Source organism: Pseudomonas sp. S2_A10 (assembly GCF_054668465.1).
The window spans coordinates 2,434,740-2,449,645 of record NZ_CP162773.1 but is presented as its reverse complement, the minus strand read 5'-3'; the positions used below and the strand labels follow the sequence as shown (position 1 = coordinate 2,449,645).

Here is a 14,906-nt window from a genome sequence, read left to right as displayed (position 1 = left end):
TTAATGAACCTCGACCACGGAGCCCTGCAACTTCTGCAAGGCATCGTTGACCGCTTCCGGCATCAGCTGACGCAGGCAGTTGTAATGGCCGAACCGGCAAGTGCGATCGAAGCACGGGCTGCATTCGATGCCCAGGCGTACGATCTCGACCTGCTCGGCCAGCGGCGGGGTGAAGCCCGGCGAGGTCGAGCCGTATACCGCGACCAGCGGACGATTCAATGCCGCAGCGACGTGCATCAGGCCGGAGTCATTGGACACAACGGAATCGGCGCAGGACAGCAGGTCAATGGCCTCGGCCAGCGAGGTGCCGCCGCTGAGGTTGACCGATTCTTCGCGCAGGCCCGGGATCAAACGTGCGCGGATATCTTCACCGACAGCGTGATCGTTTTTCGAGCCGAACAGCCACACCTGCCAGCCTTCGCGGATGCGCGCTTCGGCGACCTTGGCGTAATGCTCGGACGGCCAGCGCTTGGATTCGCCAAACTCGGCGCCGGGGCACAGGGCCAGGACCGGGCGATCGAGGCTCAGGCCGAACTTGGCCAGTGCCGCCTCGCGGGTCACCGGGTCGATTTGCAGACTCGGGCGCGGGTACGGCTTCGGCAGCTCGGCGTTGGCTTCATAGGCCAAGGCCATGAAGCGCTCGATCATCAGCGGGTAGCGTTCTTTGTCGAGAGTGCGCACGTCGTTGAGCAGGCCATAGCGGAATTCGCCGCGCCAGCCAGTGCGTTTCGGGATGCCGGCGAAAAACGGCACCAGCGCCGATTTCAGCGAGTTGGGCAGCAGGATCGCCTGATCGTACTGACCGCGCAGGGATTTGCCGATGCGCCGGCGCGTCGCCAGTTCCAGCGCGCCGTGGCCGAGCGGGAAGCTCAAGGCCTTGCGCACTTCGGGCATGCGCTCAAGGATCGGCCGGCTCCATTCGGGCGCCAGCACGTCGATTGCGCATTGCGGGTGGCGCTGCTTGAGACACTGAAACAGTGTCTGCGCCATCACCATGTCACCGACCCAACTGGGCCCAACGATCAGAATATTCATGTGGTTTCCAAAAACGAACCGGGGAGGCATTTACGCCTCCCCGCCTCGAGAATTCTACAAACACTGTAGATCTACTGTGGGAGCGGGCTTGCCCGCGATGGGGTCTTCACATTCAACATTATTGTCGTCTGATACTCCGCTATCGCTGGCAAGCCAGCTCCCACAGGGTTTTGCATCTGTTTCAACATCTGCATTTCAGCGCAGATCACTGTGGGAGCGAGCTTGCTCGCGAAGGGGCCATCACATCCGACATCGGTGTCGTCTGACACTCCGCCTTCGCGAGCAAGCTCGCTCCCACAGGGTATTGGGTGCTGCATAAACCGCTTTCAGCTTAGCCCCATCTCTTTCCATATCCGCAAAACCTGCCGGCGTTCGTCGGCAAACTGGTCGCCCGGTATCACCCCGGCGTCCTTCTGCAAGGCCTGCCGGTGGGCGGCGGAGCGGTAGGCCTTGTAGGCCTCGCGCAACAGACTGGCATCTTCGGCGGGCATCAGCCCTTCGTGTTCCAGCTCTTCCAGAATGCGGATGTTATCGGTCCAGCGCAGCAGCGGCGGATGGCTGTGCGACCACGCCAGGGCCGCGTATTGCACCATAAATTCAATATCGACGATACCTCCGGCGTCCTGCTTGAGGTCGAACGGCACGCCCGCGTCGAACGCATTCGCCGCCGTGCCGGCTGCGGTGCTGCGGGTGCCGAGGTTGTCGCGCATCTTGGCGCGCATCTCGCTGACTTCCTGTTGCAGCTTGGCCAGATCCCTAGGTTTGCCCAATACTTGCGCACGGACTTTTTCGAAGGCCTGGCCAACATCCTGACTGCCCACCAGCACCCGCGCGCGCACCAAGGCCTGATGCTCCCACGTCCAGGCTTCATTTTCCTGATAGCGGGCGAATGCGCCGAGGGAGCTCACCAACAGCCCGGAAGCGCCGGACGGTCGCAGGCGCATATCCACTTCATACAGCTGGCCGGAATTGGTCTGCGCTGTGAGCAGATGAATGATCCGCTGCCCCAGGCGCGTGAAGAACTGCGCGCCGTCGATGGATTTCGGCCCGTCGGTTTCCGCCTGCGGATCGCCGTCATGGATGAACACCAGATCCAGATCGGAACCATGCCCCAATTCGATACCGCCGACTTTGCCATAACCGACAATGATGAAGCCGGGATCGCACAGCGTACCGTCGGTGCGCAGCGGCGTGCCGTACTTGGCCACGGTCTGCCGCCAGGCCAGGGCCAGCACCTGTTCGAGAATCGCTTCGGCCAGCCAGGTCAGGTAATCGCTGACTTTCATCAACGGCAGGCTGCCGGCGATTTCCGAGGCGGCGACGCGCAAGCGGTGCGCCAGTTTGAAATGGCGCAGGGCTTCCATTTGCTGCTCGAGGTCGTCCTCGGGAATTCGCGTCAGGCGTTCGCGCAACTCGGCCGCCAGTTCCGGCGCCAGCGGCGGCTTGAACAGCCGACCCTCGTTGAGCAATTCGTCGAGCAGCAGTGGGAAGCGCGTGATCTGCTCGGCAATCCAAGGGCTCGCCGCACACAAGGTCAGCAGGCGGCGCAGCGCGCCGGGGTTTTCCGTGAGCAACACCAGATACGCCGAACGCCGCGCCACCGCTTCCACCAGCGGCAGCACGCGCTCGAGCACCAGATCGGGATTTTCATGCTCCACCGCTTGCGCAAGCAGTCGAGGAATAAAAGCATCGAGACGCTCGCGCCCCAGCCGCTGCATCGCGCGCAATTGCGGACTGCCACGCAAACCGGCCAGCGCTTTCAGGGCTTTGCCGGCATCGACGAAACCGCCCTCCTGCAACTGTCGGCACGCGGCCTCTTCGTCCTGTTCTTCCTCCCAGAGTGGCAGCCACTCACCACCGACCACCACTTCGCTTTCGCCGCCCTCTTCTTCGTCGGGATCGGCGATCACCTGGGCGAAATGCCAGGCTACGCGCCCGCGCCAGTACATCAGTTGTTCATGGAACGCCGACCAATCGGCGAAGCCCAGCATGAAGGCGATCCGCGCCTGATCCTGCGCGCTGTCCGGCAGCATCTGCGTCTGACGGTCGGCAATCGCTTGAATGGCATGTTCGGTGTAACGCAGAAACTCGTAACCCTCGCGCAGTTCACTGACCACCGCCGGCGGCAGATAGCCCTGCCCTTCCAGCGTGCTCAACACCTTTAATAGAGGACGCTGTTGCAGGCTCAGATCGCGGCCACCGTGGATCAACTGAAAGGCCTGAGCGATGAACTCGACTTCACGAATGCCGCCGGAGCCGAGCTTGATGTTGTCGGCCATGCCTTTGCGGCGCACTTCCTGCTGGATCAGCTGCTTCATGGTGCGCAGCGCTTCGATCGCCGAAAAATCCAGGTAACGGCGGTAGACGAACGGCCGCAGCATGTCGAGCAACTGCGCGCCGGCAACCTGATCGCCAGCCACCACCCGCGCCTTGATCATCGCGTAGCGTTCCCAGTCGCGGCCCTGATCCTGGTAATACTGCTCCAGCGCATTGAAGCTGAGCACCAGCGCGCCGGACGATCCGTAGGGGCGCAGGCGCATGTCGACGCGAAACACGAAGCCGTCGACGGTCATCGGATCGAGGGCCTTGATCAGACGCTGGCCGAGGCGGATGAAGAATTCCTGATTATCCAGCGAGCGTTTCACGCCGACGGTTTCGCCGCCTTCGGGGTAGGCGAAGATCAGGTCGATGTCGGAAGACAGATTCAGCTCGACCGCGCCGAGTTTGCCCATGCCGAGGATGACCATCTGCTGCGGCTCACCGCTGCGCCGGCCGGTGGGTGTGCCGAATTGCTCGCAATGGCGGCTGTACAGCCATTGATAAGCCTGATCGATGGTGGCGTCGGCCATGTCCGAGAGGTCGCGGCAGGTCTGCACCAGATCGGCCTGACGGGTCAGGTCGCGCCAGATGATCCGCACCTGATGGCGTGCGCGCTGGCGGCGCAAGGCGCGGCCGAGTTCGTCTTCGCTCTGCGCGCTGTTCACGGCGGCGGCGATCTGTGCGCACAGTTCGCCGGGCGCAAATGCCCGATCAAGTTCACCGGACGCCACCAGCGACAGCAACATCAAAGGGTCACGAATGCTCTGTTCAATGACAAATTCGCTGGCGGCGCTGACGCGGGCGAATTGCGCCCAGCGCTCCGGCGTCCAGTTCGACAGGCCGTGATCGTCTTCAAGGGCGGCGACGGACGTACGGAACGACTGCTCGGATCGGCTGACCAACGGCAGGAGAATGGCGGGCAGTTCGGCAAGCACGGGCAGGGTCATGGTCTATCCTTGATCGGCGTAATAAGGGCCGCTTGTAGTGAATGATGAAAACCCGCTACGTGAAGGACTGTCGAACAAAAGTTAGAAATAGCTGAAATTTCTTCTTCTTTGGCATTCAGCATCAAACTTTCACCTTATTCGGATGGAAATCGACCCGCCTTAACGATTATTCTCACAACGCAGTCGGAGGCCACAAGCCTTTCATCTGTAGTTTTACTACTCGTCTATACATTCGAAAGGCTGAAATGCCGGAAGATTTGTAGTAAAACTACACGCCGCCGGAACAACCTGTCGGCAATCCAAGAATTTTAAATCGTCTGCCCACAAGGCCAGTCGCAAACTCAGGCAACCGATTCTGGAAGCCTTTCCGCCCTGGAGCAAGCCATGCAAGACCTCGATCCCGTCGAAACCCAGGAATGGCTGGACGCCCTGGAATCGGTTCTCGACAAAGAAGGCGAAGACCGTGCTCACTATCTGATGACCCGTATGGGCGAACTCGCGACCCGCAGCGGCTCGCAGCTCCCTTACGCGATCACCACGCCTTACCGCAACACGATCCCCGTTACCCACGAAGCACGCATGCCTGGCGACCTGTTCATGGAACGCCGCATTCGCTCGCTGGTACGCTGGAACGCGATGGCCATGGTAATGCGCACGAACCTGCGAGATTCGGACCTGGGTGGTCACATCTCCAGCTTCGCTTCCAGTGCGACCCTATATGACATCGGCTTCAACTATTTCTTCCAGGCCCCGACCGACGAACATGGCGGCGACCTGATCTACTTCCAGGGCCACACCTCGCCAGGCGTTTACGCCCGCGCATTCATGGAAGGCCGCATCACCGAAGACCAGATGAACAACTTCCGTCAGGAAGTCGATGGTCAAGGCCTGTCGTCCTATCCGCACCCTTGGCTGATGCCTGACTTCTGGCAGTTCCCGACCGTATCGATGGGTCTGGGTCCGATCCAGGCGATCTACCAGGCGCGCTTCATGAAGTACCTGGAGCATCGCGGTTTCATCCAGCCGGGCAAACAGAAAGTCTGGTGCTTCCTGGGCGACGGCGAGTGCGACGAGCCGGAATCCCTGGGCGCGATCTCCCTGGCCGGCCGCGAGAAGCTGGACAACCTGATCTTCGTCATCAACTGCAACCTGCAGCGCCTCGACGGCCCGGTTCGCGGCAACGGCAAGATCATCCAGGAACTCGAAGGCGTGTTCCGTGGTGCGCAGTGGAACGTGACCAAAGTCATCTGGGGCCGTTTCTGGGACCCGCTGCTGGCCAAAGACGTCGACGGCATCCTGCAACGCCGCATGGACGAAGTCATCGACGGCGAATACCAGAACTACAAAGCCAAAGACGGCGCATTCGTTCGCGAGCACTTCTTCAACACGCCTGAACTCAAGGCAATGGTTGCCGATCTGTCCGACGACGAGATCTGGAAACTCAACCGTGGCGGCCACGACCCGTACAAGGTCTACGCGGCGTACCACGAAGCGGTCAACCACAAGGAACAACCGACCGTCATCCTCGCCAAGACCATCAAGGGTTATGGCACCGGTGCCGGCGAAGCGAAAAACACTGCGCACAACACCAAGAAAGTCGACGTCGACAGCCTGAAGCTGTTCCGCGACCGCTTCGACATCCCGGTCAAGGACGAAGAACTGGAGAACCTGCCGTTCTTCAAACCAGAGCCGAACAGCGCCGAAGCCCGCTACCTCGCCGAGCGCCGTGCTGCCCTGGGCGGTTTCGTGCCGCAGCGCCGCGCGCAGAGCTTCAGCGTACCGACCCCGGATCTGGACACCCTCAAAGCCATCCTCGATGGCTCGGGCGACCGTGAAATTTCCACCACCATGGCTTTCGTGCGGATCCTCGCGCAACTGGTCAAGGACAAGGAAATCGGCCCGCGCATCGTCCCGATCATCCCGGACGAAGCCCGTACCTTCGGTATGGAAGGCATGTTCCGTCAGCTGGGTATCTACTCCTCCGTCGGCCAGCTCTACGAGCCAGTCGATAAGGACCAGGTGATGTTCTACAAGGAAGACCAGAAAGGTCAGATCCTTGAAGAAGGCATCAACGAAGCAGGCGCCATGAGCTCGTTCATCGCTGCCGGTACTTCGTACTCCAGCCACAACCAGCCGATGCTGCCGTTCTACATCTTCTACTCGATGTTCGGCTTCCAGCGTATCGGCGACCTGGCCTGGGCCGCTGGCGACAGCCGTACCCGTGGCTTCCTGATCGGCGGCACCGCCGGGCGTACCACCCTGAACGGTGAAGGTCTGCAGCACGAAGACGGTCACAGCCACCTGCTGGCCGCGACCATCCCGAACTGCCGCACCTACGATCCGACCTACGGCTACGAGCTGGCGGTGATCATTCAGGACGGCATGAAGAAGATGACCGAGGAGCAACAGGACATCTTCTACTACATCACCGTGATGAACGAGTCGTACCAGCAGCCAGCCATGCCGGCCGGTGCCGAAGAAGGCATCAAGAAAGGCATGTACCTGCTCGAGGAAGACACCCGCGATGCGGCGCACCACGTTCAGCTGATGGGCTCCGGCACCATCCTGCGTGAAGTGCGTGAAGCGGCGAAGATCCTGCGTGAAGAGTTCAACATCGGCGCTGACGTGTGGAGCGTTACCAGCTTCAACGAACTGCGTCGCGACGGTCTGGCCGTAGAGCGCAGCAACCGCCTCAAGCCTGGCCAGAAGCCTAAGCTGAGCTACGTCGAAGAGTGCCTGAACGGCCGTAAAGGTCCGGTCATTGCTTCTACCGACTACATGAAGCTGTTCGCCGAGCAGATCCGTCAGTGGGTACCGTCCAAGGAATTCAAAGTCCTGGGCACCGACGGTTTCGGCCGCAGCGACAGCCGCAAGAAACTGCGTCATTTCTTCGAAGTCGACCGTCATTTCGTGGTGTTGGCAGCCCTGGAAGCACTGGCTGACCGTGGTGATATCGAACCTAAAGTCGTGGCCGAGGCCATCGTCAAGTTCGGCATCGACCCGGAAAAACGCAACCCACTGGACTGCTGAGGAGACATTTTGTGAGCGAACTCATTCGCGTACCTGACATCGGCAGCGGTGAAGGTGAAGTAATTGAACTGTTTGTGAAGGTCGGCGACCGCATCGAAGCCGACCAGAGCATCCTGACCCTGGAATCGGACAAGGCCAGCATGGAAGTGCCGGCCCCGAAAGCCGGCGTCATCAAGAGCCTGAAAGTGAAGCTGGGCGACCGTCTGAAAGAAGGCGACGAACTGCTTGAGCTGGAAGTCGAGGGCGCCGCTGAAGCGACACCTGCGCCTTCCGCTGCGCCTGCTGCGAAAGCCGAGGAAAAACCGGCTGCCGCTCCTGCTGCTGCCGCACCAGCCGCTGCTCCTGCTGCCGCTTCGGTACAGCAAGTGCACGTGCCGGACATCGGTTCGTCGGGCAAGGCACAGATCATCGAGATTCAGGTCAAGGTCGGCGACAGCGTCGAAGCTGATCAATCGCTGATCACCCTGGAATCCGACAAGGCCAGCATGGAAATCCCGTCGCCTGCCGCTGGCGTGGTCAAGGCCATCAGCGTCAAGCTCAACGACGAAGTCGGCACTGGCGACCTGATTCTGGATCTGGAAGTGGCGGGTGCTGCGGCCCCTGCGGCTGCCGCTCCGGCCCAGGCTGCTGCACCGGCCGCTGCCGCTGCGCCTGCTCCGGCAGCCGCGCCAGCAGCACCGGTTGCCGACAGTGTTCAGGACATCCACGTTCCGGACATCGGCTCGGCTGGCAAAGCCAAGATCATCGAAGTGTTGGTCAAGGCGGGCGATACCGTTGAAGCCGACCAGTCGCTGATCACCCTGGAATCCGACAAGGCAAGCATGGAAATCCCATCGCCTGCCGCTGGCGTGGTGGAAAGCGTTTCCATCAAGCTGGATGACGAAGTCGGTACCGGCGACCTGATCCTCAAGCTGAAAGTCAAAGGCGCGGCCCCTGCTGCTGCCCCGGCTCCAGCTGCCGCAGCTCCGAGCGCTCCGGCACCTGCCGCTGCTGCTACGGCCGCTGCACCTGCTGCCGCCGCTCCAGCCGCCGCACCGGCCAAGCCGGGCGCGAAAGTTCACGCCGGCCCTGCCGTGCGCCAACTGGCCCGTGAGTTCGGCGTCGAGCTGAGCGCTGTTGGCGCCAGCGGTCCGCACGGTCGCATCCTCAAGGAAGACGTGCAGGTTTACGTCAAGGCGATGATGCAGAAGGCCAAGGAAGCCCCGGCCGCTGCCGGCGGCGCTACCGGTGGTGCGGGCATTCCGCCGATCCCGGTGGTCGATTTCAGCCGTTTCGGCGAAATCGAAGAAGTGCCGATGACCCGCCTGATGCAGGTCGGCGCCGCCAACCTGCACCGCAGCTGGCTGAACGTGCCACACGTGACGCAATTCGACTCGGCGGACATCACCGAGCTGGAAGCCTTCCGTGTTGCGCAAAAAGCCGTGGCCGAGAAGGCTGGCGTCAAGCTGACCATCCTGCCGCTGCTGCTCAAGACCTGCGCGCACTTGCTCAAGGAGCTGCCGGACTTCAACAGTTCGCTGGCGCCAAGCGGCAAGGCGATCATCCGCAAGAAATACGTGAACATCGGCTTCGCCGTCGACACTCCGGATGGCCTGTTGGTGCCGGTCATCAAGAACGTCGACCAGAAGAGCCTGCTGCAACTCGCTGCCGAAGCGGCTTCGCTGGCTGAAAAAGCCCGCACCAAGAAGCTGTCGTCGGACGAGATGCAAGGCGCCTGCTTCACCATTTCCAGCCTCGGCCATATTGGCGGCACCGGCTTCACGCCGATCGTCAACGCGCCGGAAGTGGCGATCCTCGGTGTGTCCAAGGCAACCATCCAGCCCGTCTGGGACGGCAAAGCCTTCCAGCCGAAGCTGATGCTGCCACTGTCGCTGTCCTACGATCACCGCGTGATCAACGGCGCTGCAGCTGCACGCTTTACTCAGCGTCTGGGCAGTCTGTTGGGCGACATCCGCACCATCCTGCTGTAACTCCAACGGCCCTCCGGCGACGGAGGGCCGCTTGCTGCACCCTTTCGAGCGCCACACGCTCGTACCTCAACCCCGTCAATTGACGGGGCTTTTTTTTGCCTGAAATAAACCGGATCGCGCCTCTTTCCTACAACCTGCGCTGACATCGGCCACAGGTCTGGTCCACTTAACGCCAATATTTTCCGCCGCTGGCCAACTAACCTCTGCTCAGGAAAGTTGCTTCAACGCGCTCCGCTTATTTAAATCTTGTTTATTAAAATCTCGAACGGAATCGATCATGTTCAAACCGACTATCGGCCCCATCGTGGGCCACGCCACAACTAACGAAGTGCGCATTTTCATGCGCGGCGAACAACAGGACAAAAAACGTGTATTTGCCGGAGTTCGCGCTCGCAAGGCCGGCACGGAAAAATGGTCGAACAGCGTATTTGCACTTTTGAACCCGGCCAATGACATGTCGGGTGTACTGGTATTGCAGGATCTCGAAGCTGATTGTGAATACGAATATCAAGCCGGCTGGTTAAGTCCGATGAATCCGGTGCATACCATCGACACGGTCATTGAGTTTCCATTGCAATGGCCGCGACAGCTCCACCGCTTTCGCACCCGCACCGCGAAAGCCAGCCAGCCTCGGGGCTTTGTCGTCGGTTCGTGTCGTTATCTGCGGATTACCGCTGGCGTCGCTTCCTTGCCGCAACTGGGCGACCGCATCTTTGGCTCGATCAATCGACTGGTCGAGAACAGTCATCTACCCGTCAGCGCGGTGATCATGACCGGAGATCAAGTGTATGTAGATGATTTGAATGTCATTGCTCCGGATCGCGAAGCCAAAGACATCCTGAAGAAATATCGAACGGCATTTTCGCAACCGAATATTCAGCGACTGATGTCCAATACATCGACTTACATGATGCTCGACGATCATGAAATAGAAGATAACTGGCCTGCCAATGCCACCGCAGCGGACGAGGACTTATATCGCAACGCCATGGCCGCTTATGAACTTTATCAAGCCAGCCACAGCCCGGTTTATGCATGTAATGAGAAGGGTCAGATAGACCGGGATACGTTGAAGCATTACTGGTATCAGTTTGGCGACAGCGATATCGCCTGGTTCGTCACCGACAGCCGCACCCGACGCAACCTCTCGAAAGAAGACCGGCGCATTCTCGACATCGAGCAGGAACAGGCCCTGCTGCAATGGCTGATCCATAGCCCGGCACGAGTGAAGTTCGTGGTGACCAGCGTGATGTTCTATCCCGATCGCAAGTTCAACGGTGACGATGCCTGGAAAGCTTTTCCCGAGCAGCGTCTGCGCCTGCTGGAAACCATCCGCACTCACCGGATCAAGAACGTGGTGTTCGTCTCCGGCGACGTCCATGGCTCGCTGACCAGTCGCTTGAGTCACAGCGAGGACACCGATTTCGAGGTGCACACCATCGTGTCCTCGCCGTTGCACAACAGCAAATTGCTGCCGTATGCCAAGGCTTCAACGTTTATCCTCGATCAACCGCTGGTGCGCACGGCAGCCGGGGATTATCGGCACGAGCTCACCAGTGCGGTGGTGAGTCAGGACAATTTTGCGCATGTGGTCGTTGAGGCTGATCAGATATTGGTCAATTACCATGACCGCGATGGCAAGAAGTTGCAGTCGATCAGTATGAAATTGCGTTGAAACACCAAAAGATCGCAGCCTTCGGCAACTCCTATATGGCTACGTGGCGCCTGCAAGAGTTGTTCAAGGCTGCGATCTTCTGCTCATTTCAGTTGTGCACTGGAGAAATGTTCACTGCAGCCGACATATTCTTATAGCACTTGGCCTTCATCTCTCTTGTCAGTCGGTGCCGCAATGATGCAACCTTGCCGCAGCCAACAGACAAGAGGGCGAGAGCCCGGCGCATTCAGCATATTTCCAAGCGAGTTTCCTTCATGAAGAGCCAGCCCGATGCCGCCAGCCGTATGGCGGCCGAGGTAGTGACGCAGTTGCCTGTGCCCTCGCGGCTCGGCATGCTGCGTTTCGAGCGCTTGAATGAAGCCAGTTGGGCAATGCTGTTCCTCGATCCCAACTGCGAACGCCAGTTCGGCCAGCCGGCCGTCGAGCTCTGCGCGCTGGTCGGCTCGCCCTACGCCAGCCTGATGGAACCCGAGGCGCGCTATCAACTGCACGATGCGATCCAGCAGCAGTTGAGCAAAAGCGCCCATTACGTGGTGCGCTACACCCTGCACACCGCCGCTGGCGCGTTGAACATCCTCGAGTTGGGCGAAGCCTACAAACAGCACAACCGGCACTTGCTGCGCGGCTACCTGCTGGCGGTCGACGAGGTGTTCGACGAAACCCAGGCGCTGCCTTCGGTCGACCTGGAAACCCAGAACTCGCGCCTGCAAATCGCCCTTGAGCTGAACCAGCGTGCCCAGCAGGAACAACTGCAGCATCTGGAACGCGTGCGTGCCCAGCAGGATCTGATTCTGCTGCTCGCACGCCAGCGCTACAGCACGCACAACTCGCTGCAGGAAGCCGCCGAACTGATCACCCGCTGCGCCTGCGATATCTACGAGATCGACTGCGCCAGCCTGTGGAACCTCGAAGGCCAGCGCTTGCTGCCGATCTCCGCTTACCATCGCGCGACCCAGGAATACATCCTGCCGGAGCCGATCGATATCAGCGGCTTCCCCGACTACATGGAAGCCCTGCACAGCAGCCGCGCCATCGATGCCCACAACGCCATGCACGACCCGCGCACCCGCGAGATGGCCGAGGCGATGCGTCCGCGTGACGTCAACGCCATGCTCGATGCCAGCATTCGCGTCGACGGCCAGGTTGTCGGCGTGTTGTGCCTGGAACAGACCGGCGTCACCCGTGCCTGGCAGTCCGACGAAATCGCCTTCGCCGGTGAGCTGGCCGACCAGTTCGCACAAGTGATCAACAATCACGACCGGCGCACCGCCACCAGCGCCCTGCACCTGTTTCAGCGCGCGGTCGAGCAAAGCGCCAACGCCTTTTTGCTGGTTAACTGCGACGGCGTGGTCGAGTACGTCAACCCGAGCTTCACTGCGATCACCCAGTACACCACCGAGGAAGTCCACGGCCAGCGCCTGTCGGAACTGCCCGCCCTGGAAAATCTCAGCGAGCTGCTGTTCGATGCGCCCTCGGCGCTGGCCCAGAGCAACAGCTGGCAGGGCGAATTCAAGAGCCGACGCAAGAACCTCGAACCGTACTGGGGCCAGCTGTCGATCTCCAAGGTCTATGGCGATAACCGTGAGCTGACGCATTACATCGGCATCTACGAAGACATCACCCAGACCAAACTCGCGCAGCAACGTATCGAGCGCCTGGCCTATACCGACAACCTGACCAACCTCGGCAACCGTCCGGCATTCATCCGCAATCTCGATGAGCGTTTCGCCCGCGACAGCGATACGCCGATCAGCCTGTTGCTGGTGGACATCGACAACTTCAAGCGCATCAACGACAGCCTCGGTCACCAGACCGGCGACAAACTGTTGATCAGCCTCGCCCGGCGCTTGCGCAACAGCCTCAGCCCGAGTGGCAGCCTGGCGCGTTTTGCCAGTAACGAGTTCGCCGTGTTGCTCGACGACACCGATCTTGAAGCCGGGCAGCAGATCGCCAGTCAATTGCTGATGACCCTCGACAAGCCGATGTTCGTCGACAATCAGTTGATCAGCGTCACCGGCTCCGTCGGTCTGGCCTGCGCGCCGCTGCACGGGCGCGATCCGCAAACCCTGATGCGCAACGCCGGTCTGGCACTGCACAAGGCCAAGGCCAACGGCAAACACCAGTTGCAGGTGTTCACTGAGGCGCTGAACGCCGAGGCCAGTTACAAACTGTTCGTCGAGAACAACCTGCGCCGCGCCCTGACGCAGAACGAGCTGGACGTGTTCTACCAGCCGAAACTGTGCCTGCGCAGCGGTCGTCTGCTGGGGATGGAAGCGCTGTTGCGCTGGAACCACCCGGAGCGCGGCATGATTCGCCCGGATCAGTTCATCAGCGTCGCCGAGGAAACCGGCCTGATCATTCCGATCGGCAAGTGGATCGCGCGTCAGGCGTGCCGCATGAGCAAATCCTTGACCGCTGCCGGCCTGGGCAATCTGCAGGTGGCAATCAATCTGTCACCGAAACAGTTCTCTGATCCGGATCTGGTCGCCTCGATCGCCAACATCCTCAGGGAAGAAGCGCTGCCGGCCAATCTGCTCGAACTCGAGCTGACCGAAGGCCTGCTGCTGGAAGCCACCGAAGACACGCATTTGCAACTCGACCAGCTCAAGCGCCTCGGCCTGACCCTGGCCATGGATGACTTCGGCACCGGTTATTCATCGTTGAGCTATCTGAAGAAATTCCCGATCGACATCATCAAGATCGATCGCAGCTTCATCCATGAAATCCCTGACAATCAGGACGACATGGAAATCACCTCCGCGGTGATTGCCATGGCCCATAACCTGAAACTCAAGGTGGTCGCCGAAGGCATCGAAACCGCCGAGCAACTGGCGTTCCTGCGCCGGCATCGTTGCGACGTCGGTCAGGGTTATCTGTTCGACCGACCGATTCCCGGTGACGAGTTGATCAAAGCCCTCAAGCGCTACCCGCGTGGGCCGCTGTGCCTCTAAAGCCTGCCTCTATGAAGATCCCTTGTGGGAGCGAGCCTGCTCGCGAAGGCGATAAAACCGTCGACATCTTCGTCGCCTGACACCCCGCTTTCGCGAGCAGGCTCGCTCCCACAGTTTTGATAGTGCGAATTCCGGCATCATTCGGCACACTGGCGGTCTGACTTTTTACCTCCAACCTGACTGAGAGGAACGCTCATGGTTCTGCGCTCGGAAATTCTGGTGAACAAAAACGTGCTTCCAACCAAAGAACAAGCCCTGCCCGGCCGCGAAACCGCGATGACCCTGCCGGAAAAACACTTTGTCTTCGAAGACACCCCGCTGCTCGGTCCATTCTTTCAGGACGTCGACTTTGCGATTTTCGGTCTGGGTTGCTTCTGGGGCGCGGAACGACGTTTCTGGCAGCGCGAAGGTGTGGTCAGCACCGTGGTCGGTTACGCCGGCGGTTTCACGCCAAATCCGACTTATGAAGAAGTCTGCTCGGGCCTGACCGGCCACGCCGAAGTGGTCTTGGTGGTGTATGACAAGGCCCGAGTCAGTTACGAAGAACTGCTGGCGATGTTCTGGGAACTGCACAACCCGACTCAGGGTATGCGTCAGGGCAACGACATCGGCACCCAGTACCGCTCGGTGATCTACGCGACCTCGCCTGAGCATCTGGACGCGGCGCTGAAGAGCAAGGCTGTGTATCAGGCGGAACTGTCGAAGGCGGGTCTGGGCGAAATCAGCACCGAGATCGAACTGGCACCGACCGTGTACTTCGCCGAGACGTATCACCAGCAATATCTGGCGAAGAACCCTGAGGGTTATTGCGGGATTGGCGGCACCGGCGTGTGCATGCCTGCGAGCCTTGCGGGCAATTAACCCCGCCTGATCGTTCCCACGCTCTGCGTGGTAATGCAGCCCGGGACGCTCCGCGTCCTGACAGCGGACGCAGAGCGTCCATTGAGGCATTCCCACGCGGAGCGTGGGAACGATCGCT

At 60.3% G+C, this 14,906-nt stretch carries 7 protein-coding genes; 5 read left to right on the top strand and 2 right to left on the bottom strand.

Annotation, left to right across the window (positions count from 1 at the left end; genetic code table 11):
- Nucleotides 1–1,035, bottom strand: a complete 1,035-nt coding sequence (gene waaF / locus AB4N41_RS11140; protein ID WP_056787465.1) for a lipopolysaccharide heptosyltransferase II — start codon at nt 1,033–1,035, stop codon at nt 1–3.
- A 326-nt stretch (nt 1,036–1,361) separates the two neighbouring features.
- Nucleotides 1,362–4,301 carry a bifunctional [glutamate--ammonia ligase]-adenylyl-L-tyrosine phosphorylase/[glutamate--ammonia-ligase] adenylyltransferase gene (gene glnE / locus AB4N41_RS11135; protein WP_252877309.1) on the bottom strand — a complete coding sequence of 980 codons (2,940 nt, stop codon included), beginning with the start codon at nt 4,299–4,301 and terminating at the stop codon, nt 1,362–1,364.
- Between the two features lie 384 nt (nt 4,302–4,685).
- Here glnE and aceE point away from each other — a divergent pair, with 384 nt between their 5' ends.
- The 5 genes from aceE to msrA all read left to right on the top strand — a co-directional run bounded on the left by aceE (nt 4,686) and on the right by msrA (nt 14,788).
- On the top strand, nt 4,686–7,331 hold the full coding sequence (gene aceE, locus AB4N41_RS11130) for a pyruvate dehydrogenase (acetyl-transferring), homodimeric type (RefSeq protein WP_041477616.1): 2,646 nt from the start codon (nt 4,686–4,688) through the stop codon (nt 7,329–7,331).
- A gap of 11 nt (nt 7,332–7,342) precedes the next feature.
- Nucleotides 7,343–9,301: a dihydrolipoyllysine-residue acetyltransferase gene (gene aceF / locus AB4N41_RS11125; RefSeq protein ID WP_252877308.1), complete on the top strand. Its 1,959-nt coding sequence runs from the start codon at nt 7,343–7,345 to the stop codon at nt 9,299–9,301.
- A 277-nt stretch (nt 9,302–9,578) separates the two neighbouring features.
- Entirely contained in the window at nt 9,579–10,976 is a 1,398-nt protein-coding gene (locus tag AB4N41_RS11120) for an alkaline phosphatase D family protein (protein WP_252877307.1), read from the top strand.
- 254 nt (nt 10,977–11,230) lie between these two features.
- Nucleotides 11,231–13,927 carry a putative bifunctional diguanylate cyclase/phosphodiesterase gene (locus AB4N41_RS11115; RefSeq protein ID WP_460138390.1) on the top strand — a complete coding sequence of 899 codons (2,697 nt, stop codon included), beginning with the start codon at nt 11,231–11,233 and terminating at the stop codon, nt 13,925–13,927.
- Nucleotides 13,928–14,122: 195 nt separating this feature from the next.
- Nucleotides 14,123–14,788, top strand: a complete 666-nt coding sequence (msrA, locus tag AB4N41_RS11110) for a peptide-methionine (S)-S-oxide reductase MsrA (RefSeq protein WP_150638085.1) — start codon at nt 14,123–14,125, stop codon at nt 14,786–14,788.
- The last annotated feature ends 118 nt before the right edge of the window (nt 14,789–14,906 follow it).

Bases quoted from the DNA above. Each gene is read 5' to 3' on its own strand.
- AB4N41_RS11120 (WP_252877307.1), top strand. From the start codon at position 9,579: ATGTTCAAACCGACTATCGGCCCCATCGTGGGCCACGCCACAACTAAC.
- msrA (WP_150638085.1), top strand. From the start codon at position 14,123: ATGGTTCTGCGCTCGGAAATTCTGGTGAACAAAAACGTGCTTCCAACC.
- AB4N41_RS11115 (WP_460138390.1), top strand. From the start codon at position 11,231: ATGAAGAGCCAGCCCGATGCCGCCAGCCGTATGGCGGCCGAGGTAGTG.
- waaF (WP_056787465.1), bottom strand. From the start codon at position 1,035: ATGAATATTCTGATCGTTGGGCCCAGTTGGGTCGGTGACATGGTGATG.
- glnE (WP_252877309.1), bottom strand. From the start codon at position 4,301: ATGACCCTGCCCGTGCTTGCCGAACTGCCCGCCATTCTCCTGCCGTTG.
- aceE (WP_041477616.1), top strand. From the start codon at position 4,686: ATGCAAGACCTCGATCCCGTCGAAACCCAGGAATGGCTGGACGCCCTG.